This is a genomic window from Streptomyces sp. NPDC088252 (assembly GCF_044740965.1).
GTDB lineage: Bacteria > Actinomycetota > Actinomycetes > Streptomycetales > Streptomycetaceae > Streptomyces.
This window is the reverse complement of sequence record NZ_JBIURS010000002.1, coordinates 341,493-362,561: the sequence shown is the minus strand read 5'-3', so window position 1 is coordinate 362,561 and position 21,069 is coordinate 341,493. Positions and strand designations below refer to the sequence as shown.

General features: G+C 67.7%; 17 protein-coding genes and 1 pseudogene. 6 read left to right on the top strand and 12 right to left on the bottom strand.

All coding sequences use genetic code 11. The features are described from left to right. The first annotated feature begins 173 nt into the window (after positions 1-173). Positions 174-1,304, top strand: coding sequence for a site-2 protease family protein (locus tag ACIOHC_RS05410; protein WP_351072320.1), 1,131 nt, complete (start codon positions 174-176; stop codon positions 1,302-1,304). 137 nt (positions 1,305-1,441) lie between these two features. Here ACIOHC_RS05410 and ACIOHC_RS05405 read toward each other — a convergent pair whose 3' ends face one another. The 4 genes from ACIOHC_RS05405 to ACIOHC_RS05390 form a co-directional block, all read right to left on the bottom strand. Then, positions 1,442-2,209: an IPT/TIG domain-containing protein gene (locus ACIOHC_RS05405; protein WP_351071682.1), complete on the bottom strand. Its 768-nt coding sequence runs from the start codon at positions 2,207-2,209 to the stop codon at positions 1,442-1,444. Positions 2,210-3,194: 985 nt separating this feature from the next. Further along, positions 3,195-3,467 (bottom strand): hypothetical protein, encoded by a 273-nt coding sequence (locus tag ACIOHC_RS05400; RefSeq protein ID WP_389636123.1) that lies wholly within the window; start codon positions 3,465-3,467, stop codon positions 3,195-3,197. Between the two features lie 92 nt (positions 3,468-3,559). After that, positions 3,560-3,820, bottom strand: a complete 261-nt coding sequence (locus tag ACIOHC_RS05395) for a hypothetical protein (RefSeq protein WP_351072318.1) — start codon at positions 3,818-3,820, stop codon at positions 3,560-3,562. 247 nt (positions 3,821-4,067) lie between these two features. Beyond that, positions 4,068-4,628, bottom strand: a complete 561-nt coding sequence (locus ACIOHC_RS05390; protein WP_351071678.1) for a DUF5994 family protein — start codon at positions 4,626-4,628, stop codon at positions 4,068-4,070. Positions 4,629-4,911: 283 nt separating this feature from the next. On the opposite strand from ACIOHC_RS05390, the gene ACIOHC_RS05385 reads away from it, so the two are divergent. The 3 genes from ACIOHC_RS05385 to ACIOHC_RS05375 all read left to right on the top strand — a co-directional run bounded on the left by ACIOHC_RS05385 (position 4,912) and on the right by ACIOHC_RS05375 (position 8,035). Then, entirely contained in the window at positions 4,912-5,436 is a 525-nt protein-coding gene (locus ACIOHC_RS05385) for a DUF5994 family protein (protein ID WP_401841540.1), read from the top strand. A 568-nt stretch (positions 5,437-6,004) separates the two neighbouring features. Further along, entirely contained in the window at positions 6,005-6,604 is a 600-nt protein-coding gene (locus tag ACIOHC_RS05380; RefSeq protein WP_351071674.1) for a hypothetical protein, read from the top strand. A 651-nt stretch (positions 6,605-7,255) separates the two neighbouring features. Beyond that, positions 7,256-8,035, top strand: coding sequence for a polysaccharide deacetylase family protein (locus tag ACIOHC_RS05375; RefSeq protein ID WP_351071672.1), 780 nt, complete (start codon positions 7,256-7,258; stop codon positions 8,033-8,035). 176 nt (positions 8,036-8,211) lie between these two features. Here ACIOHC_RS05375 and ACIOHC_RS05370 read toward each other — a convergent pair whose 3' ends face one another. Together ACIOHC_RS05370 and ACIOHC_RS05365 are read right to left on the bottom strand one after the other, a co-directional pair. Continuing rightward, on the bottom strand, positions 8,212-9,417 hold the full coding sequence (locus ACIOHC_RS05370; protein WP_351071670.1) for a PP2C family protein-serine/threonine phosphatase: 1,206 nt from the start codon (positions 9,415-9,417) through the stop codon (positions 8,212-8,214). A 297-nt stretch (positions 9,418-9,714) separates the two neighbouring features. Then, positions 9,715-10,452: an NIPSNAP family protein gene (locus ACIOHC_RS05365; RefSeq protein ID WP_365691457.1), complete on the bottom strand. Its 738-nt coding sequence runs from the start codon at positions 10,450-10,452 to the stop codon at positions 9,715-9,717. Positions 10,453-10,579: 127 nt separating this feature from the next. Here ACIOHC_RS05365 and ACIOHC_RS05360 point away from each other — a divergent pair, with 127 nt between their 5' ends. Further along, positions 10,580-11,587: a helix-turn-helix transcriptional regulator gene (locus ACIOHC_RS05360; protein ID WP_401841536.1), complete on the top strand. Its 1,008-nt coding sequence runs from the start codon at positions 10,580-10,582 to the stop codon at positions 11,585-11,587. 489 nt (positions 11,588-12,076) lie between these two features. Here ACIOHC_RS05360 and ACIOHC_RS05355 read toward each other — a convergent pair whose 3' ends face one another. From ACIOHC_RS05355 to ACIOHC_RS05330, 6 genes and pseudogenes are all read right to left on the bottom strand, one after another. Then, the gene (locus tag ACIOHC_RS05355) at positions 12,077-13,504 is read right to left on the bottom strand and encodes a DUF6177 family protein (RefSeq protein WP_351071663.1); all 1,428 of its coding nucleotides are present in this window, start codon (positions 13,502-13,504) and stop codon (positions 12,077-12,079) included. A gap of 16 nt (positions 13,505-13,520) precedes the next feature. After that, on the bottom strand, positions 13,521-13,661 hold the full coding sequence (locus ACIOHC_RS05350) for a hypothetical protein (protein WP_351071661.1): 141 nt from the start codon (positions 13,659-13,661) through the stop codon (positions 13,521-13,523). 280 nt (positions 13,662-13,941) lie between these two features. Next, positions 13,942-14,652: a pentapeptide repeat-containing protein gene (locus tag ACIOHC_RS05345; RefSeq protein WP_365691462.1), complete on the bottom strand. Its 711-nt coding sequence runs from the start codon at positions 14,650-14,652 to the stop codon at positions 13,942-13,944. After that, the gene (locus tag ACIOHC_RS05340; protein ID WP_401841532.1) at positions 14,570-15,934 is read right to left on the bottom strand and encodes a hypothetical protein; all 1,365 of its coding nucleotides are present in this window, start codon (positions 15,932-15,934) and stop codon (positions 14,570-14,572) included. The genes ACIOHC_RS05345 and ACIOHC_RS05340 overlap by 83 nt, the downstream gene beginning before the upstream one ends. Positions 15,935-16,420: 486 nt before the next feature. Beyond that, positions 16,421-17,091: pseudogene (locus tag ACIOHC_RS05335) on the bottom strand (nucleotidyl transferase AbiEii/AbiGii toxin family protein). After that, a complete protein-coding gene (locus tag ACIOHC_RS05330; protein WP_351071647.1) occupies positions 17,088-17,435 on the bottom strand; it encodes a transcriptional regulator in 348 nt (115 codons plus the stop codon). Before ACIOHC_RS05330 ends, ACIOHC_RS05335 begins: the two are co-directional and overlap by 4 nt. Positions 17,436-18,175: 740 nt before the next feature. On the opposite strand from ACIOHC_RS05330, the gene ACIOHC_RS05325 reads away from it, so the two are divergent. Then, complete coding sequence (locus ACIOHC_RS05325) at positions 18,176-20,545, top strand: N-6 DNA methylase (protein WP_389636136.1); 2,370 nt, start codon at positions 18,176-18,178, stop codon at positions 20,543-20,545. Positions 20,546-21,069 lie beyond the last annotated feature (524 nt).

Here is a 21,069-nt window from a genome sequence, read left to right as displayed (position 1 = left end):
TCATGGCACTGACGGAGTCCACGGCACTGAGGAGCGAACGCGTCCTGGTCCCTGGCCGACTGCGGGAGATTCCGAGAGCGACAATTGTGGTGGGTGCCGTGCTGGTCGGTTCACGGAGTCAGGTCGCGAGGTCCTGCCCGGTGGACCGGGTGCCGAGCCGGCGGGAGACGACGATGAACGGCTCGGTCCGTGTCGGACAAGTTGTCGGGGTACCACTGCGGATGCACTGGAGCGTGCCGCTGCTGGTGGTCCTGTTCGCGTACGGTCTCGGCCGCCAGACCCTCCCCGCATGGACTCCAGGGCGCTCGAATGCGGTGTACACCTTCGCCAGCGCCGTAGGGGCGCTGCTGCTCATGGCCAGCCTCCTGCTCCACGAGACGGCACACGCTGCGACGGCCCGCAGGAAGAAGATCGCGGTACAGGATGTGACGCTCTGGGCGCTGGGCGGGATGACCCGGATGGGGCGGCCGCCGACGGCCGCGGTGGCTTTCGCGGTGGCGATCAGCGGGCCGCTCACCAGCCTGATCATCGGAAGCGCCGCGCTCGGATCGGGAATCGGGCTGCACGCGCTCTCCGGCTGGGCGGTGCCCGCCGCCGTTCTGGTGTGGCTCGGCTGGGCGAACCTGTTCCTGGGCGCGTTCAACCTCCTTCCCGCTGCGCCGCTCGACGGCGGAAGGGTGGTTCAGGCGCTGTTGTGGTGGCGTACCGGGGACCGGGAACGTGCGGATCGGGTGGCCTCCCGAAGCGGACAGGTCGTGGGCGGGCTGCTGATGGCCTTCGGCTGGATCTCGCTCCTGCGCGGGGCGCCGGACGGGCTGTGGCTCATCTTCGTCGGTCTCTTCATCGCGATCGTCGCCGGCGCCGAACGGCAGCGCGCCGTGATCCACACAGAACTGCGGGGCGTCAGGGTCGCCGACGCCATGTCCAGCCCGGTGACCACCGGCGCCGACTGGCTGACCGTCCGGCATTTCATCGACGAGGTGGCGGTGAACTCCCGCCATTCCGTCATGCCGCTGCTCGATTTCGAAGGCCGTCCCAGCGGGATCGTTCAGATCCGCAGGCTTGCCCGGACGCCGGAAGCGCGCCGCGAGGCGCTGCGCGTGCGCGAGGTGGCGATTCCGTTGTCACAGTGCGCGGTTGCCGCCCCGAGTGATCTTCTGAGTGAGGCTCTCGACAAGCTCCGTCCGGGTACCGGCATGCGCATCCTCGTCGTGGACGGGCACCATCTGGTGGGGATCGTCACCGCGAAGGACATTTCGCGGCTGATCCAGCGGCACACACTGGGAGGCCAAGGGCCCGACTGAGCCCGGGGCCCGCAGCGTCGTCGGCGATGTGGCCCCCGTCCGACGCCCGCCACTTCCGCACCGGTGTGCGATGACCCTGCCGTGCACGGGCACCATGCACCGGGAACTCGACCGCCCGCTGGTGTTCGGGTCGGAGGTCAGATACTGGGGCCGGCCGCGTAGGTGTAGGCGGAGGGCATGTCGGCGCTGCCGCCGGGGGATTGGATGACGATGTCGGCGGCGCCTGCCACTCCTGGTGGTGCGACAGCGACGATCTCAGTGTCGGAGACGATCGTGAAGGAGGCGGTCTGGCCGCCCACGTGCACGGCGTCGGGGCCGAGGACCACCTGCTCGGTCGTGCTCAGGGAGCTTCCGGTGATGGTGACGGCGTTGCCGCCGGAGATCGGTCCCGACGTGGGATCGATCGCTGTCGCGACGGGGTTGGCGTCGTAGGTGTAGCTGAGGCCGTCGGCAGTGCCGCCGGCGGTGACCACGGCGATCGGGACGGTGCCGAGGTCGTCCGCTCGTGGCACCGTGACGGTGATCTCGGAATTGCTGACGCCGGTGATCGTACCCGCGTTGGCGCCGAAGGTCACCGCGGTGGTGGCGGACAGGCTGAGCCCGGTGATGGTGACGGTGTTGCCGCCGACGAACTGCCCTGAAGCCGGACTGACAGTGGTGATGAGCGGCGGGTCGATGTAGAAGAACGACGCCGGGTTGCTGTTGCCGCCGGGGGTCGTCACGGTCACCTCGACCACGCCGGTTGCCGCGGGTGCGATGGCGGTGACCCGGGTGGGCGAGACATTGGTGACGCCGGTGGCCGACGCGTCGCCGAAGTGCACCGCGGTGGTTTCGGTGAGGTTCGTGCCGGTGATGGTCACCGCGGTGCCACCGGCGGTGGAACCCTGGTTCGGAGAGACGGGCATGACGGGTGCTCCTTGTCGTGAGGTGCGGGGAACGACGCCGGACGTATGGGGCAGGACGCTGCGTGGCGGCTTTGCCCGTTGCCGACGAAGTACAGGCTCTTGCCGCCCGGTGCGACCGCCGTCCCGTAGGGCGTGCTCAGTTCACCGCGGCTGCCGACCCCGATGTCGGGTGGCGGTGCTGGTGCTGGTGGCCTTCGAAGTGGTGACGGTTCAACCTCGGGCACGTGACGCCGAACTGGTCGGTTGTGCCGCAGAACATCGCGGCCGTCAAACACGGGATGTCGGCAACAGCCGGGCTCTGTCGCCGGCACCACGCTTTCCGGCAAGGTATGGGCGACCCGCCGGTTCGAATACATAAATTAGTCACAGGAGGCCGAACGGGTGGCAATGGTTCTGCCGCAAAATCACCTGAACGGCTCAGCGCGTGAACCGGCGCACCACCACTGAGCGCCGTCTCATGGAGTGGCAGCAGCGACTGACGTGGCGAATCAGCGGACTTCTTCGCTTCCACGATCTTCGTCACACCGGGCACACGCTCGCCACACGCTCAGCAGAGACTCTCAAGAACGGGATGGTCCGGGCCGGAAAGTCTTCCGATAAAGCCGCACTGATCTACCGGCACTCGGATCACGAGCGGTGGAAAGAGGTGGCGAGAGGTCTGGACAAGATGGGTCCGGGTCGCTCGGAGGAGGGCTCTGAGCAGCTGAAGGACGGTCCAGGTGGTGCGGAGGCGGTGCGCGATGCTCAGACCGGCCCGGACAACGAAGAAGCCCGGGGCTGCCGACCTGGTTTCGGCAGCGGCGGCCACTCGATCCGTGTTGCCAACGGCCCCGGCGTATACCCGCCGGGGCCGCCCTTTCAGGCCGTTGCACGTGAGAGTGCGCGGACCCACTTCTTATGGTATTCCCAAGGAGCTTTTACCGCACAAGGGGGCATTCCATGTCGATGGGGCACCTCGGCCCCCGGAGCCGTCTTTTGCGTGGTGTCAGCTCTGCTCCTCTTCTTCGGCTTCCATGAGCCGGATTCCCTGGTGCGTCAGTGTGACCATCACGGGTGTGTTTCCTCGTGCCCAGTCGACGGTGACGAGCCCTTCGCCCACCAGATATGCGCAGGCTGCTGCCAGGTCCTGTTCAGGGATTTGAAGGTCGTCGCGCAGCTTCGCCCCGGTGACGCCGAGAAAGCGGTTGCCCTCCGTGGTCTCGTACAGGGCTTTCATGATCGCCTCGCGGTAGTGCTTCCGCTCCTGCAGTGTTGCCATGATCGCCGCCCACTCGTGCCGGGCACCGAATCGGAGCCTGTGAGGCAGGCACGGCAAGTCGCCTGCCCCGCCGCCCGTCGCGGGCCCTCGCTTCAGATCTCGTCCGTCTGTGTGCGGTGGTCCTGGGAGGATTGACTGGTCACCAGCCAGGGCCGTGCCGGCTGTGGCGTGTGAGTGGTGTCGACGGTGAGGTGGAGGCGGGTTCCGCCCGCGTCGTCGACGGGGTAGCTGCGCTGTTCGGTGGCGCCGAAGCAATGACGGAGAGCTTCTGCGACCTGACGGGCGACTTCGGGGGACTCGGCGACGATGCGCACGTCTGCGTTGCCGGCCGAGGGGAGTTCAGGTGACTTCACGGTGACCTCGCTCGTCAGGGACGACAGGGATGACATGTCGGTGGGTGCGATGCTGTCGCGCCACGCCCACCGCCCCCGGCCGGAGAGAAGGCCGGTGTCATCCATGGTCTCCCGGCCCGGTGCTCGCGGTGGGTGGCTACGGGCGGTTCAGTGGACTCGGTCTGCTGCGCGATGAGCCGATGGATCAGGAACCTCTCCGTGATGACCGAGTCGGTGATCACGGTCATGGTGGTGGTCTCCACGCCCCTCACTTCCCTCGGGCGGAGGTCAGGAGCCCGGTCGGGTTCCCTGCCGCCGAGGCGGCTCCGCCTTCGGTCTCCCACTCTTCTTCCTGCCACAGCGTCTCCCGCGCATCACGGGTGGCGTCCTCGCTCGCCATGAGAGCGCTGGCGGTCAGGAGGCCGCCGGGAGTGGCTGCGGCGGACATCAGCCGGGCGGCGGCGGCAGCGTCGGTCTCCGGCGGGATCACCAGCAGGTCCCAGCGTCCCGCGGTGTAGGAGAGGAGGATCAGTTTGTTCGGGTCCTGCTCTTCGGCGAACCAGCCCACGTGCACCGTGTGCCCGGTCACCGGCACCCTCCGCGGCACCACGGGCCAGTAGGTCGGGTTCACCGTGACACGAGTGATCCGGTCCCAGCGCGCGTCCAGCGCGTCCGTCAGAGCGGGGAGTTCGCGGGAAAGATCGCGGGAGCGAGGCCACCAGGCGCCGTCCAGGAGACCCGGAGGCGATCCTGCCGGAGTGAAGGAAAGGCGGGCCTGGGACGAAGGTACGCGCTCGCTGATGATCGTGCGGTCGATGGTCGCGGTCATGACGCGGACCTGTCCCCGGGGTTCGTCTTCGACGTCCCGGTGTTGTCGCTCGCCGAGAACGGCACCGGCGTGAGGGCCGGTGTGCGAAGTACTCCCGGTCCCTTCACTTTACTCCGGCCGGCGGTCCGTAAAGGCGCGCGTGACCAGGAACCTTCCTGGCGAACGCGGGTCCGGCTCCGCCGCCGCGCGGCGCGCCCGCCCCCTCCCCCGCACGCGGAGTACGGTGAAGTCACGAGGTGACTCGCCGGGCGGACGCACCGCTTCGGAAGGCGGGCGAACACACATGGCCGACTCCGACAACCCCAGCGTCCCGCACCTTCTGCCGGACGCGGCCCACCAAGCCGTCAGACCCGGGACGGCCCTCTTGAGGCTGGTGACCACGCACGTCCGCGAGCAAGTTCTCGACGGCGCGTGGTGGCCGCGTTCTCGCGACATCGGCGCCGAGCTCCCCGGTCTGATCGCCGCGCTGACCGAGCACCTCGGCCCCGTCCTGCGGGTCGGCCTCGACGCCGGTGCCTGGGAAGAACTGCCGACCCGTCTGGTCATCGACGACCGGGTCGTCCACATCGACTCCTTCCCGGTCGGCGACGACACCATCCTCATCACCCGAGGCGACCAGGACCACTTCACGCTGCTGGTGGTCCCACCGCACGCGACACCTGAAGCGGCTCGCGCCGCGATGGGCAGGGCTATCCAGGCCGGCAACGTCACGCGGGCCGAGCAGATCCTCATCGATACCGGCACCCGTCGCGCACACCCGGTTCCCGCGGAAGAACTGCGGACGGGCCGCGAACGCGGTGAGCGGTGAGGAAGCCGTCGAGGCTTCGATCCGCAGGATGCACATGGCCTTTACGGACCTGTCCCTATTCAGCATCAGGGGCGCGGTCCGTGGGTGCTTCGGTACCCCGTCGGACCGCTGCTCACCGCGTTGAAGGGCACGGACTGGAGTGGGAGCACCGGTGCTGCTCATTCGACCCGGCCCGGGCCATGGGTGAAGAGACGGCGGCCCCCCGAAGACGGCCGCAGGAGCGAGGCGTGAAGTGCCCGATCGGAGAGGCGACCTCCGTGGTTCGCCCGATCGGGTCGCCGGGTCGGCATTCGACCAGGGGCCGCTCACATTTCGCCTGGCGGCTGACGTGGTTACGAAAACGCCGCCGAGGCAGTGAGTCATCTCTTGGGCCTCACCCAATTTCTCTACGGAGCTGCGTTTCTTCGGTGATTCGAGAGGATTTGTCTGCTGTTCTGTCGGAAGAAATTACTCGGGAGGGTCGACTGTACTGTCGTGAGCGCGAAGGTGTGCCTAAAGGGACTGGCAGTTCGCTATTGTGATATAGTCCTGATGAATTTACAGGACGCCACTAAAAAAGGGGAATGGCGTGAATACCGAGAAGGTTACGGCTCGACGTCTTGCGGCTGGAGAGGTTTCAGAACTGGGCCTCCAGGACGGCATCTTCGTCTCGGCGGAGATGGATGGCCTTCCTCTCGACTGCTACGCCCCGGCTTTCCTCACGAAGCCGGGTAAGAATTTCGAGGGAGGGTCCTTCACTGCCAGGACGATCTTCGGTGAGGAAATTCATGTTCTCCCGGACAATGTCGAAGAGCGCGGGATCTGGATTGCCGACAAGGCAGGGGAAGAAATCGAGGTTCTCCAGAGTGCCGGCGTCCTCCTGAACCTCGCCCTCTTCGTGCCCGACGGGAACAAGGAATCCCTGGAGTCGCTCTACTCCGCCGCACGGGACGCGTTCGGCGCGGGGATCGTTCAGCGCTGGAGCGAGGAAATCGTCGCGGTGCCGGAGGTCAAGGTCGACCTGTACGAGGAGCCGGCCCGGGGGCGGAAGAACACGAACAGCCAGAACCGCGACCGCCGTGCCCTGGACATCTACCCGACCCGAGTGCGGTTCCTGGAGCCCAGCGATGGCTGGAGGTTCATTGTCGAGCCGCACAAGGAGATCGTCGACGACACACCGACGATCTGACCTGATGGCAGGTTAGCCTCGATCTTTCGCGAGAGCCCGTCAGCTTGCTGGCGGGCTCTTCTGCGTTTTTCGGGGCGTGTGGGCAGGCCGCCGGCCCGCTTGTCGCGTCGGGTGGGCGCCAGGGTCCATGTCTGTCCTTGGTGTTGGTTTTGATGGGGGAGCCGCGGGCCGTCGGCGTCGGTGAAGCGCAACTGGGTGCCGAGGTGCGGCCGTTCCTCGCGGACGAACAGCCGCATGCCCTTCGGCCGGCCGGTCAGGCGGTCTCCGTCGAGCCCGGCGACCCAGGAGCCGTCATGGATCTCGCCGCCGGGTCCGATAGCGGGCATCCGGGCGGAGGGCGGGAGGTCAGCACGGACTGGTGAATCTGCTCGGTGACGGTCGTGCCGACCGAGTGGGGCAGCCACCCTGCTTCGCGCACCATTCGACGAGTGCGTGGGTGCCTCCGCCGCAATCCGCGCGGATCAGCGTCTGCCGCCCAGCCGGCGCCTTTTCGAGGCCGTTGCGCCCCCTCATCTGTCGCGGAGCTCCCTGCGTTTGTCGCCGGCCCCCTGCGGATTCGTCCGTGATCGGTAACAGAGGGACCTTGTACGGGCGTTCGTATGTCTTCATGGGTGCACGGCATCGGCGGAGACGGCAAAGGGGTGGGCGGACATGGCAAAGCACAAGGGAAGGGGATGGCACAGCCGACTTCTCGCGGCGGCGCTCGGGGTGACAGCGGTGGCCGCTGCCACCTCGGTGTGGACCGCGCAGGCCGACACCGCCGGAGGGCGGCAGCCGCAAGCGCGTGTCTCGGAGCCGGACGCCCGGCCTCAGGACCGCGTGACCAAGGTGGCGGCGGACATCGCGCACGCCTCGGACCGCGGCGCGCGGGGTGTCAACATCACCATCGACGACGGACCGGACCCGGTCTGGACACCGCAGGTGCTGCAACTGCTGAAGGACAACGGTGTGAAGGCCACGTTCTGCATGGTGGGCACGCAGGCTCAGACGTACCCGGACCTGGTCAAGGCCGTCGTGGCGGCCGGGCACCGGCTGTGCAACCACACGGTCTCGCACGACACCACGATGGACACCAAGTCCGAGGCCTACCAGTCCCAGCAGATCCTGGATGCCGAACGCATGATCACCAAGGCGTCCGGAGGCGTCCGGCCGCAGTACTACCGGGCCCCGGGTGGTGCGTTCACCCCGTACAGCCGACAGCTCGCCGCGTCCCGGGGAATGCGGCCGCTGGGCTGGAACGTCGACTCCAGAGACTTCGAGCGCCCCGGCACGGACGCCATGGTCGCCACCGTCAAGAGCGAGATCTCCAACGGGCCGACCGTCCTCTTCCACGACGCGGGAGGGGATCGCTCCCAGACCGTGGCCGCTCTGCGCGAGGTGCTGCCCTGGCTGAGGCAGCAGGGGTACTCCTTCGGCTTCCCCGTGCGGTGAGTGAGGCGGACATCCGGACCCGGACCCATGGCACCAGCGGACGGGCATGAACAGCAGAACCCGACCGGTGACGGAAGCCGCCCGGACGGAGAAGCGAAAGCCACCCGTTGAGGGCCCTCAGGCCCGGCGTACCGACCGTCGACCCGCCGAGCCTGCCGGGTGGCGGCCCATGGTGGTCAGCGGCGGTTGTGGCGGTTGCTGTGCTTCGTGGTGGAGCGGGGCTGCGGGTGGGGCAGGCCGGGGCGGGTGCCTGCCGTCGTGGAGGTCGCCGGAGCGGGGGCGGGGGTGCGCTGGACGCAGACCATGGCGGCGTCGTCGTCCAGGTGCCCGCCCACATGGGCCAGAAGGTCGGCGCGCAGGTGGTGGATCAGGGCCCGGGGGCTGTCGTGTGCCCGGGAGGCGGCACGTTCGGCCAGCGGGTAGAAGATCCTGCCGGAGTCCCGGGCCTCCATCACGCCGTCGGTGTAGAGCAGCAGCAGGTCTGTGGGCCCCAGGGCGAAGGTGTCCACCTGGTACTGGGGTGTGGTCAGCCCGCCCAGGCCCAGTGGCAGCGTGGGGCGGGTGGGGTTGAGCGCGGTGACCCGGCCGTCGCGAAGCAGCAAAGGGGGCGGGTGCCCGCAGCTGATCATCTCCACCTTCTCACCCGCGTCGGGGATGTCGATGACGGCGGCGGTGATGAAGCACTCCCCTTCCTGCTCCGACTCGGCGGGTTCGACCATGCTCCAGCACACGCTGTTCTCCAGGTAGGCCATGAGGTCGGGCAAGGAGGACTGCCGGTGTGCGGCCGCCCGGAACGCACCCAGCAGCAGCGCGGCGTCTCCGATCGCGGTCAGGCCCTTGCCCCTCGCATCCCCGATGATCAGCCTGGTGCCGGCCGAGGTGCGGGTGGCCGCGTAGAGATCGCCGCCGATCTGTGCCTGCTCCTCCGCCGCGAGGTACACCGAGGCCACCCGCAGTGGCCCGATCTGCCGCGGCAGCGGTCTGAGCACCGCTCGCTGCGTGGCCTCCGACACCGTCCGCACCTGCGCCAGCTCACGACCGTATCGATCCCGCAGCCACCGGAACACCGTCACGATCGCCGAGACCACCACCACGGCGACGATCTGCGTACCGATGCTCTCCGTGGTCAGGATACGGAGCCCCACGCCGACGCCGAACAGGGCCGCCACGGCGATGGCTCCGACCACGGCGGTCAGGAAGGGGCCGGCGAAGGAGGCGGTGAGCGCGGGAGCCACGATCAGCAGGGGGCCCAGCGCCACGTCGGGCCCGGTCGTTGCGTCGACAAGCACGATGGCTGCGATCAGAGCGAGCGGGATCGCCAGCAGGGCGTCACTGGCCCGCCAGGAATGTTGGCGGAACGAAAGCCGCCGCCATATACCCATACGCCCGAATTTTACCTGCTCGGGTGGCTCTGCAGGTGGGTCCCCGGTCCCGCCGGAGCGGTTTCGGCCGTGACCGTCGCAGTCGGTGACGTCACCCTCGATGGAAGGCCACGGTCGCCTCGCCTTCCGATGTGTCGCTCGGCCACGCGGCCGGGCCCGTGGCTCGCCGCCGACAACGATCTCGATGTACGCCGCCCGCGGTCGTTCGCCGCCTCGGGTATGGGAGGCGCGACGATTCACCCGCTGGTGCCGCGCCCGCCCGGACCACCCGTCCCACGGGCTGCGCGGGGTGAGCAGTCAGATCAGCGAGCGACCGGTCGGCCCGAGCCGGAGTACCTGAGGTGCTGCTGTCTGTTCCCGCTCGACACCTTGCAGGATCTCGTCCCGTGCGAGGGGGTGGGCTTGCATGTCGGCGAGGTGCCGACGGTGCGCACTCGCGTCGGGGTACGAGGTGAAGATCGCGGCGACGTTCTCGCCGGCGCGGACCGGCAGCGCGGCGAATGTGTTGTGCGCGTGCTCGGTGGTCAGGAAGGCGAGCGGTGCGGGGCCCGTCTCCTGGAGCGCGGGGAGGAGGCCCTCCCGGATCAGCGCGATGCCGTCCTGCCGTCCGGGAGGGAAGGACCACACGGTGGCGGACACGAACCGGTCAGGCGCCGTAGCGCCGACCGGGGGCCGCCCGGCCAGGGAGCCGGTGAAGCCGCCCCCGGCCGACACGGGGCGCAGGAGGAGGACATCGTCGGAGTCGATCATGGTGTCGTTCGCCTGCGGACCGTGCTCGGCCCAGACGGGTCCGCCGTAGAAGTTCGTGAGCGCGCGATGGCGCGCCTCCATGTCCCGGAATCCGCGCAACCAGACGAAGCGGTCCGGCTCGTCGAGGTCCCGGAACTGGCCGAGCACACTCATCCCCACGTCTTCCTGGGATTCGACGAACTCCCGGTCGAACAGCTCGATGAGTTCGTCGCGCCGGCGGGGACGCAGCGTGTACTGGCGAAGCTCGATCACGGCCGGTGGCCCGACGAGTTCGGTGGGTGGCACAGCAAGACTCCTGTTTCGGTGTTCTCCGTGCGGAGCTCCCGGCCTGTTCGGTCGTGGCCGGGAAGTGGTTCGACGCTAGGGGAGCTGTGTGACAGGTGCTGTCAGGGTTTCCGAGGAGAATGCGCGCATGTCTGCCAGTCGACTGCTCTCGGTGCTGCTGTTGCTGCAATCGCGTGGCCGTATGTCCGCGCGGGGAATCGCCGACGAGCTGAACGTGTCCGTGCGCACCGCCTACCGTGACGTGGCGCGCCTGCAGTCCGCAGGGGTCCCGGTCTACGCGGAGCCGGGCCGCGGGGGCGGCTACCAGCTGCTCGACGGCTACCGCACCCGCCTCACCGGGATGAGCGAGGGCGAGGCGCGGACACTGTTCTTTGCCGGACTGCCCGGACCCGCCGCCGACCTGGGATTCACGGCCGAGATGTCGGCGGCCCGGCTGAAGCTTCTCGCCGCGCTGCCGGCAGGACTGCGCGAGGAGGCGGCACGGGCCGCGGCGGTGTTCCACCTGGACGCCCCCGGCTGGTACCGGGAACCCGAACAGACACCGCATCTCCCCCTGTTCGTGGACGCGGTTCTCAGTCGGCGTGCGGTGGATGTGCGCTACCGCCGCTGGCGCGCCCCGCAGGAGGTGAATCGCCACCTCCACCCCTACGGCCTGGTACTCAAGTCCGGTACCTGGTACCTCGTGGCCGTCACCGACAGGGGGACCGCGACCTACCGCGTCGCCCAAGTCCTCGACGCGGTGCTGGGCGACGAGCGGTTCGACCGGCCGCAGGACTTCGACCTGGGCGCGTACTGGGCCTCCTACCTCGACGACTTCCAGGCTCGCCGCTACACCGGCACAGCCACCGTCCGCCTGTCCCTCCGGGGACGTCGGCGCCTTCCCGACAACGTCCCCCCGGAGGTGGTGCGGGCAGTCGACTCCACCGCGACCGCCGTCGGCGACGACGGGTGGGTCGAGGCGGTCATCCCGGTCGAGGGCACCGAGCACGCCTGCGGCGAACTGCTGAGGCTCGGTGGGGATGTCGAGGTCGTTGCACCGGCCGAACTCCGCCAGGCCATGGCCGCCACCGTGGGGATACTCGCCCGAGCCTACGAGAACAAGAGGCCAGGCGGTGCGCTGGTCCGCGACGCCTAGACAGAAGTCTGGGCAACGACGAGGCCCCAGGTCGCTGACCTGGGGCCTCGTGAAAGAGCGGGTGACGAGAATCGAACTCGCGCTCTGAGCTTGGGAATCACCCGGTACTTGGTCCGTGTATAGCCTGTGACCTGTGGAAACGCGCGTTGATCGCCTCGTCCTGATAGCGGCTTCAGCCCTTTGGTGACCGCTGTTTACCGCCCCTTCTGGCACGTTGTGGCACGCCTCCTGTGTGGCGTCAGGAGAGAGGCCGGGCGGGAGAAGAGTCGCGTTGCCCGACGCGGTGGTGGGACTCGGCAGGATGCCTAGTTGTATAGGCGTCAGCTTGGCGTGCCGCCGTCCACGCATTCGTTCCGAGTGCCTCGCCAGGCCAGTGGGCAGCAGAGCCGGGAAAACAAGGCGTCGCTCCTGTGCGAGGCACGTCGGCACCAGCATGTCTGTCTTCCGTATCGGCGGCAGCGCGTGACCGAGTGCGTCGGGCGTGATTGTTCAGGCCGGCGGTGCCCCTCGCAGGTGGCGCATGAGCTGTTCGAGTGTGTGCCAGCTCTCAGCGGTCTCTCCGTCGCCGAGTGGGTAGTAGAAGCCGGGCCGGGCGTTCGGGCCCAGTTGTACCGGGCGTTCCTTGAGCGGTGTCCTGCTCGCGGTGTCGCGTCCGGCTTCCCGGACCTCTACGGGGCCCAGTACGAAGGCGTAGGGCAGCGGCGGGTGCTCGAAGTGGGGCGGGGTGCTCAGGTCCCGGCGTGCCGCGCGCAGTTGGCACAGCATGGTCTTCAGTCCGTGTCGGGTCACGAGTTCGTCGGCCAGCTCCGGCAGTGCCTCCAGGGCCGGCTTCTCACCGGGGCCGTAGCCGATGGTGAGGGTGATGTCCTCCTCCACACCCTCCGGGGTGCGGATCACGCGCAGGGTGGCGACGGCGGGCCGGTTTGGGGCACCGACGACCACCGTCCAGGTGGGCCGTGGGGCACGTTCGTACGCCAGCTCGGTCAGCTGCCGCCTCGACCAGGCCAGACCGGCCGGCTCCGATGTCCCCCAGCTGGCCGGCGGGCCACCGGCCAGCGCCTGCCAGGCGGCTTCCAGCGCGCCGCCGAGAACGAGGTCCGCCCTGGGAGGGTGCAGGGTCCGGAAGGAAACGACGAGCTGACGCTCGCCGCTGGGCCGAACCTCTGCGAAGGCCTCTGCCACCGGAGTCTCACCGCTTTCGTCCCGGGCCGGGGAGAAGGCGTCGTCCTGCCAGCGCAGTACCGCGCCGGTCAGCCCGTCGTAATAGCCGCACCGCTCGTCCTGGACCACCCAGCGCGAGGGTGTGGACTGCAGCAGCATGCGGGTGGGCAGGGAGAGACGGCAGTGCGGTGGGGTGACGATCTGCAGGCATCGGTCGCTGTCCACGGTGGCCCGCAGCGCCTCGGAAAGCCAGCTCGTCATGGGGACGACCGGTCGGTCCTGGAGAACAACGGCAGCCTTGTCGGTAAGCATGTCGACGGCTGGCTGGGCAGCAGCAGGGGCTGGTACGGCAGTGACGCCCGAAACATCGACCGGGCGGGCCGCACCGACGGTGCCGGGGGCATCCGGCGGCCAGACCCTGCCGCCCAGGAGCATGGTCAGCCGGGCCGCGAAGGCACCTGCGAGCTGTTCGGCCTGGGGGACGCCCGCGGCGGCGCGGGCCTCGACCCACCACGCCGGACCGTCGCCCGGCGGCTCGACGTCGGGCCCCAGCAACCGGGCCGCCTCACCCTGCACCTGGAGCAGCAGCGGCACCTCGATCGAGACGAGCGGCCGCCCCTCGGCGTCACACAGTTGGACCACGGCACCCTCGCCGGCGGTCTCGACCAGCAGGTCCGGGCCGCCCGCGAGCAGGCCCGCCAGGACGCTCAGCGCGTCCGGCATGCGCTCGGTGAGCGCGATCACGTCCTTGGTCATGCGATGTTTTCTCCGATCATGCGTGGTCGGCCGTCGTCTCGATGCCGCCGTCCGCGGCGGCACGGATCACCGTTCCGTATCCCGCCGCTTGGCCCCAGGTCGTCAGCACCACGCAAGCCGGCAACCGCTCGATCTCGGGCGCTCCGGGGTCGTTCATCAAGGCGACGAGGCCGGGGAGGCGGGTGTCCGGTGTAACGGGGACTATCGAGCGCGTTGTGGATCACGACGTCGATGTCGTCCGTCGGCCGACCGTCGAAATCCGTGCCGCACAAATTGCGATGGCGGTGCATGGGACTGCTCGTGGGTCCTCTGAGTTCGTCGCCCGACTAGCCGCCCGAAGAGCCGCTCGACTTCGAAACCAGAAGAACGAGCAGCTCAGCGAAACCAGTCACCCGCTGCGGAATTCGTGGATTCCGGCTAATGGACCGTGCCAGGCCCTACTGTGATGGGCGGCGCGGAGGAATCACTCGCACCTGTCCGTCTCGCGCACCGATCCACGCCTCAAGTTCTGCGCCGGCCAGCTCTCGGGACGATTCGCCGCTGAAGACGGTGATCGGCCCGAAAACGGTGCCGGTCAGGCCGCGCACCACTGTAGCGTCGTCGACTTTGATCTCGAAGAAGTTCTCGTCAAGGACAGCATCAGTCAGGTCCGCTCCCCTCATATCGGTGTCGATCAGCGAAGCACCGAGAAACCGTGTTCTGCGGAAGCTCGCTCCCGACGCGTCGACATCGCACAACGAAGCCCGGACCATGTCCGTCCCGTCGAGCCGCGCCGATCGGAGCACGGCCTCGTCCAGGTTCGCCCTGACGAGATCCGCTCCGGTCAGATCCGCTCCGGTCAGATCGGCCGACTGAAGGTCGGCCCGGTAGAAGGACGTGCCGACAAGTCGTACACCCACCAGGATTGCGTCGGTGAACCATGCATTCGAGAAGTCCCCGCCCGAGAGATCGGCGCCCCGGAAGTCACGCTCCATGCCGTTGAGGTTGTACTCCCCCGAGGCAAGCCATTCCTGCAGTTGCCGCGTGGCTTCCGGATCAGTGGGGAGCACGATCGGCTTCCAGTTCTTACGGGTACCAGATGACACGATCTCCCCAACCGCGGCTTTCAACAGCTGCCTTGACGCTGTCGATTGCTGCTTGATTTGCATTCCGGATGTCAATAATTACTATACGTCCACGCTTTTCGATCTGCTTCGCCAGCTGTTTGTTGACCCATGCCTCATTATTGGCCGGGTCGTACGCACCCTTGAACGGCTGGGACTTGTCGCGCACATTATTGAATGGAGGATAGTCGGAGTGGACGCCCTTGATGTCATAGTACTCACCGGTTGTTTCGGAATAGAACTCGCCCTTATCGGCTAGCTCCGGACGGCGGATGTCCTCCGGGAGACGTCCGCTCTCCCGGAGGTCGAGGCCGACCCGGGCTTCATCCATCGATTTGTCATCGATTTGATTCTTGTGATCCGGGTCGTGCTTCAGGTGATCGAATTCTTCTGGAGCCCGCTTTTCCACGTCTTCCAGATGGCCCCAGTGCGCTGCCTTTTCCTCCGCCGTCAACTCTGGAATCGGCTCGTTCACACGATCGCCGGGCGTCGTGCCCGTCTCACCCGAAGTATCCGACGTTCCTGTTCCCTCGTGCTCCTGCGTCTCCCCGCCGGGCGTGTGCTTCTCCACCTGGCCATCGGCACCGTCACCGGATCCATGATCGGCGGAACCGGACGCAGGGTTGTCGCCGCCCGCGTCGCTGCTGTGGGCTCCGTCGCCGCCATGGGTGTTCTCCGAGTGGCCGCTCGCGCCAGTACCCGGGGTTTCGCCATGACCGCCGCCGCCGGAAGGCGTGTACGAACCCGCGCCGCTGTCCGAACCGCCACCGGTCGGGCGGTCCGCGGCGTGGCCGCCCGTGGACGGCGTGTGGTGCGTACCACCACCCCCGGCGACCGGGTTGGAACCGTCACCCGGGTGCATCGAGCCGGTCGGGTGGCCCGCCGCGTTCTCCGCGCGGCTGGGTCCGCCCGCGCCCTCGAGCACCTTCTCCTCGCCGGGGGTGGTCTCGTGCGTGTTGGGCAGGTCGTCCTTGTGCGGCTCCCGGACGGGTTGGGTATCGGGAACGACGTTGCCGTGTTCGTCCCTGATGTACGCATCATCGCCGATGATGCGCTTGTTGCCCGCGTGGTCGACGTATTCATGACCGGGGGGCGCGTCCACCCCAGCTGTATGAGGCGGAGCCCCGGTGGGTGCGTTGCGGGCCATGTCGTCGATACCGGCCTGGCTGGCCTTCAGGCCCTCCATGAAGTCGCCGACCTTCAGCTTGGTGACACCCGCCGCCTTGCCGAGGTAACTCATCGGATCGACGAGTGCGCCCGCCTTGCCCAGCACGGTCGCGGCCTCCGCGCCCACACCCAGCTTTCCGGCCTTGCCGAGCTTGAGCAATGAGCCCGAACCGAGCGTCGCACCGTTGAAAAGCCGGGAGTCCCGCGGCTCACAGGCCAGACCCTCTCCACTCGGTCCAGCGTCACACTGCCGATCAGTACTCGCACACGGACCGGCGACCAGTTCGTACGGGCTCGGCGCGCAGCGGCGGACTACCGGGCATCTGCCACGGATGCGGCACGCGACGCATGGAGCAGGCCTCAGACAACAAACAAGGCCCCGGTCTCTGACCAGGGCCTTCGTCGTGGAGCGGGTGACGAGAATCGAACTCGCGCTCTGAGCTTGGGAATCAACGGTCCTTGGACTGCTACAGGAGCCCTGGCTTGCATGTTCGCCCGGACTGGGTGAGGTCGGCGAGGTCTCTGGGAGCCGTACATGACCGCTGTTGTCCGCTTCGAAGGGCACGGATGGGGCACGGCGGCCGAGGGGCGTCCAGCCCCTGTCGCGAACCGCATTCCTGTCGAACGGTCGGCATCCGTCAGGCCATCAGTCCTCGTGCGGGGCCTCAAGCTCGTGAAGCCGTTCCCCGATGTCGTCGGCCCAGGTCTGTGCCCACTGGCGCAGCTCGGCAATTGCCTGCGCGTCGAGTCCGTAGGCGGCGAATTCCGTGTCGTCGATCCAGTCGGCTCCGCTCAGCCGAGCTTGAAGCTCGCTGAGGTCGAAGGAGTCGCGGGCATGGCGCCGGCCGAGCTCCTCGAGTTCGACGGGGTTCCAGCAGTCCGTGGCGGCCTGTACTCGATCAGATCCCTGGCGAGTCCACGGTCGGCCAAGGCGCGGACCTTGGTGCCGACAACATCTTCGAGGGACAGCACCAAGCCGTGCTCGGTGTGTACGGGTGGTCGCCAGAGTGCTTCCTTGAGGATGTCGACCTCGCACTCTTCGCGGCTGGCAGGGTCGGTGACGATCAGACGTGCGGACAGCGGGTCTGCCTCCAGGGCTTCTACGTGCCATCCGCGCCGCTCCAGTCCGGTGCGCACGACGGTCGCGATGTCCTCCATGGGTTCTGGGTTCTCGGTCGCGACATCGAGGTCCTGGCTGAGCCGGTCGACCAGGCCGTGTGCTTGGACCGCGTACCCACCGGTGAGCACCAGAGGGTAATCACCGCCCACGGCGAGCACATCTGCGAGCAGGCGGCGGTGCAGTTCTGTGAGGTTCACGCAGCGGCCTGAACGCTGTGAGCCAGTTCGTCGAAGGAGCTCTCCCAGACCTCACGGACATCACGGCTGACCAGTGTGCGCAGTGTGGGCCACAGGCCGACGAGAAGGTCGCGATCGAGGTACTGGACCAGGTCGTCGTGCTGCCCTTCGGCCAGGACGATGCGGTAGTAGCTCATCCGCAGCCGGGGCTGATCGAGGTCGAACGTAGTGAGCCCCGACCATGCCAGGTGGAGCGGCAGACTCACTGTGCCGTGCTCGGGGCCGACAAGATCGGACAGCGCTGCGGGCAGGCGCCGAGCAAACTTGGCACGGCGGAGATCAGAAAGACCGGGCGGTGTTGCCATAGCTCGATTATCCAGGAAGAGCCAGCGGCGGGCTCCGCGATCCGCGGACGTACGCTCCCGCGGGCAGGCAGAGGGGGCGACCGGTGCCGTTCCGCCAAGAGTGAAGCTGTCAAAGAGGAAGCCCCGGGACGTTGGCTCGGGGCTCTCTCGTGGAGCGGGTGACGCGAACCGAGCTCGTGCGCCGAGCTTGGGGATCACAGGCGACACGATGCGCGCTCCTGAGCCGGGTGAACAGTCCCCAGATGGCAAGAAGCGAGTGCCCCTCCTGCGCCGCAGGCCGTCGCAGCTGACGGTCGCGAATCCTGCGGCCGCTGTCGCAACGTGCGGCCCGCACTCTTGGTGGCATGGCAGAGACCGCACGCCGACGGCCAGGGGTGCTGAGGATGGGCTTCTCGGGCCGGAAGCTCACAGCCTCCCTGGAACGGTTGGCGTCCCTACACGGTCCGTGCGTCAGCACCTCGTCACGCCATCGGGGTCAAAGAGGTGAGGGCCGACGCGCTTCCTAGGTACCCCATTAACAAAGTGAGACCTCTTGAGCCTCGCAAGTGAGCAGACAGGAGAAGTGTCAGTTAGAAAATGCCCAGCTCAAAGGCTCTTTGGCTTCTGAGTGTCGTACGTGCTGCTCAGGTTGTCTGGCCGCATGCTGTTGTGCGCACCGTCGGTGCGCGGCTTGACGCTCCCGTTGCCGCCTCCCTACGGTTCTTTCGTCGAGAGCAGCCAGGACGGTTTACGGGGGTTTCATGGACAGTACGGGTCACAGCGACGACCGCTTGCTGTCGAGGGCCGAGCTCGCGGAACTGGCAGGAGTGATGCGGCCTGCAGTTACCAACTGGCAACGTCGGCACCAGGGTTATCCAGAGCCGGTCCGGACAGGGGAAACGGAACTATTCAGCCTGCGGGCGGTCCTCGGTTGGCTTGATTCCCGCCAGATTCCGTCGCGCGCGCGTGCGTCCGATGAGCCGGTCGGGTTCACTTACGCCGACCGGGTACGGCGCAACCTCGTCGCATCAGGTGATGCGCGTCATGGCGCGGCTGCGTTGAGCAGTGAGGCAGCCAATAGCGGTGTGCTGGGCGACGAAGAGGAACGTGCGCGGCAACTGGCGCGGCTGCTGGGACCGATGGCAGATGCCGTGCGCGGCGGTGGATCGATGACGGACTACCTTGCCCTGCTCATCTCGCTGGTCTTCCTTCGGGTAAGCGGAAGCCCGCGCTCTGCGTCGCTCCCGCGTACGGCGCGGGCTCGATCCGTGGCTGCCACGGCGGCGTTGCTGCGGGAGATCGGGGAATCGGCCGACGAGGCACTGCGCCTGCGCGGTGTAACGCCGGGCATGCGCAGCGCTATTCTCAGGTTGGAGCCTCGGGAGTATGGAGATGTGGTTGAGGCGATCCGCATGACTGACGGTTTGGGGATCGACGAGTTCCGGCAGTTGGTGGATCAATTCGGCTCCCGAGCTGCGCTTCCCAGCGGAGAGTTCTTCACCCCGCGTGCCGTTGTACGGCTGATGCGGGATGCCGCTATAGGGGACGAACACTCTGCACAGCGCGTGTATGACCCGTACGTGCGCGCCGGAGAAATGCTCGACGGAGTCGCTGAACGCCTCAGTGGCGTCGTGCCTCTGACCCTGTGTGGTGAGAGCCCCCAGCGCGGCACGCTTCGGCTCGCCGGAATGAATCTCGCGCTGCATGGAGTCACGGTTGAGCTGGAGGCCGGCACCACGGCCCCATGGAATGAACGAGTCTGGCCGAACGGCCAACAGGCCGACTTGATCTTGACCAATCCGCCTTTCAACGCTCATGGAGCGGCGCCGAAGCCACGTGAGGGCATCGCCTGGCCGTATGGACAGCCTCCCCCCGGTAGCGCTGTCTTCGCCTGGCTCCAGCATGTCCTGGTCTCGCTCAAGGACGAGGGCCGCGCAAGCGTGGTGATGCCGGTTAGCGCAGGCGCCTCCACCGACCCCCGAGAGCGCGAAATTCGTAGCAGACTGGTGGAGGAGGGGGCTGTCGAATGCATTGTCGCGCTGCCGCCTCAGCTCTTTTCCCGAGCGCAGGTGTCTGTGTGTTTGTGGTTCTTGCAGCGTTCCACAGCGGTGCGCGAGGAGATCCTGTTCGTGGATGCCCGGGAGCTGGGCGACAAGGCAACGCGTGGACCCCGCGTCCTGCCTGACGAACACGTCGGTGCCGTCGTGGGTACCGTTCAAGCGTGGCGGCGAGGCACTGGTTTCCGCGTCGGTCGGCAAGGCGCGGGACATCTTGCGGTCGCTGCTCCGCTAGAAGCGGTTCGGGCTACCGCCTACTCGCTCAGCCCCGCCGACTACGTGGACAGATGGATGTCTGCGGCGTCGCCGCCGACTGATGCGGCGAAGGAGGCAGCAGCCACGGAGCAGACGCTCTCTGCGGCGAGGCGCCGAACGAAAGCCGTGGACGGCGCGGTCGATGCACTCTCGTTCGGGCCACTGCCGTCAGCCGCCACGTTCTCGTACGACGGGCTGCCTCGTGACTGGCATCGTGTACCACTGCGGGAGCTGGTCGATATCACAGCTGGTCCGTCCTACTCGCGCCTTCCAGCTGAGGTTCGTTCCGCGGAAGGCGATCTACCTGTCGTGATGCCCAAGCACCTGCGCGCGGGGCGTATCGACGATCGTGGCATAGAGAGGGTGACCGCGGATGTCGCCCGCTCACTAGCGCGGTTTCGTCTCAGCCCCGGAGACATCCTGTGCGTGCGCTCCGGCGCCCAGATGCCCCCTGCCTTGGTTGAGCCGGCGCAGGACGGCTGGTTGTGCAGCACCAACCTGCTGCGGCTGCGCAGCCTGGACTCAGGCGGGGAGCCGCTTGTCCTCCCGGGCTACCTGCTCGCCTACCTGTCGCTGCCAGAGACGATGCAGTGGCTCAGGGAGTGCGCCCGCGGCACTGCCGTCCCTTCCCTCAGCGCCACCACACTGGCACTTTTGCCCGTACCGCTGCCGCCCCTTTCCCGCCAGCGCCGAATCAGTGCGGCGCTGGATGCCATAGACGCACAGATCACTGCGCATCGCGAACTCATTCAGGCTGCGACGCACCACCGCAGCACACTTGCTGCGCATCTGATGACTGGCGTCCTGGTCCCGGAATGACGCGCTCTCGTTCTTGCTGTCCCTCCGCGAAGGAAGACTTCTGTGAATGCTCCGCCATCTGCGCCACGACCCGGAACGCGGTACCTGTGGCTACTCGTGGCAGCGCTGTTCTCGGTCGTGGTGGCTCTTATCGCCGGGATCCTGAAGACCAGCACTGGAGCTGGGCCCGCCGAGGCAGTTCTTTACGGCGGTACGGCCTTCGCCACATCGATGGGTCTCTGCCTGCTTGTCCTGTCCGCGGCCGGCCAATTTTGAATGAACTGCCGCGCCTTGCGGTACACCCTGCTGTGGGCTGGGTGCGTGCCCTGTGCGGCGGACGCGACGAACATGCCGATGGTCAGTCCGTCCGACCAGCCCGCGGACTCGGCGCGGGCCCGACGGCGCCGCCGCCACCGGCGATCGCACCGTAGATGCCGAACGCCTTGGCCTCCGTAGCGCCAGGTAAGCGGGTCGCCCATCCACCGCCGGATGTGGTGCACGAAGGGTGCGAGCTCTCTGATTGGTCCAGACAACAAAAAGGCCCC

Bases quoted from the DNA above. Each gene is read 5' to 3' on its own strand.
- ACIOHC_RS05385 (WP_401841540.1), top strand. From the start codon at position 4,912: ATGGCCGACTCCGACAACCCCAGCGTCCCGCACCTTCTGCCGGACGCG.
- ACIOHC_RS05370 (WP_351071670.1), bottom strand. From the start codon at position 9,417: ATGGGTATATGGCGGCGGCTTTCGTTCCGCCAACATTCCTGGCGGGCC.
- ACIOHC_RS05405 (WP_351071682.1), bottom strand. From the start codon at position 2,209: ATGCCCGTCTCTCCGAACCAGGGTTCCACCGCCGGTGGCACCGCGGTG.
- ACIOHC_RS05330 (WP_351071647.1), bottom strand. From the start codon at position 17,435: ATGGCAACACCGCCCGGTCTTTCTGATCTCCGCCGTGCCAAGTTTGCT.
- ACIOHC_RS05345 (WP_365691462.1), bottom strand. From the start codon at position 14,652: ATGCAAATCAAGCAGCAATCGACAGCGTCAAGGCAGCTGTTGAAAGCC.
- ACIOHC_RS05410 (WP_351072320.1), top strand. From the start codon at position 174: ATGAACGGCTCGGTCCGTGTCGGACAAGTTGTCGGGGTACCACTGCGG.
- ACIOHC_RS05360 (WP_401841536.1), top strand. From the start codon at position 10,580: ATGTCTGCCAGTCGACTGCTCTCGGTGCTGCTGTTGCTGCAATCGCGT.
- ACIOHC_RS05375 (WP_351071672.1), top strand. From the start codon at position 7,256: ATGGCAAAGCACAAGGGAAGGGGATGGCACAGCCGACTTCTCGCGGCG.
- ACIOHC_RS05350 (WP_351071661.1), bottom strand. From the start codon at position 13,661: ATGAACGACCCCGGAGCGCCCGAGATCGAGCGGTTGCCGGCTTGCGTG.
- ACIOHC_RS05400 (WP_389636123.1), bottom strand. From the start codon at position 3,467: ATGGCAACACTGCAGGAGCGGAAGCACTACCGCGAGGCGATCATGAAA.
- ACIOHC_RS05355 (WP_351071663.1), bottom strand. From the start codon at position 13,504: ATGACCAAGGACGTGATCGCGCTCACCGAGCGCATGCCGGACGCGCTG.
- ACIOHC_RS05390 (WP_351071678.1), bottom strand. From the start codon at position 4,628: ATGACCGCGACCATCGACCGCACGATCATCAGCGAGCGCGTACCTTCG.
- ACIOHC_RS05325 (WP_389636136.1), top strand. From the start codon at position 18,176: ATGGACAGTACGGGTCACAGCGACGACCGCTTGCTGTCGAGGGCCGAG.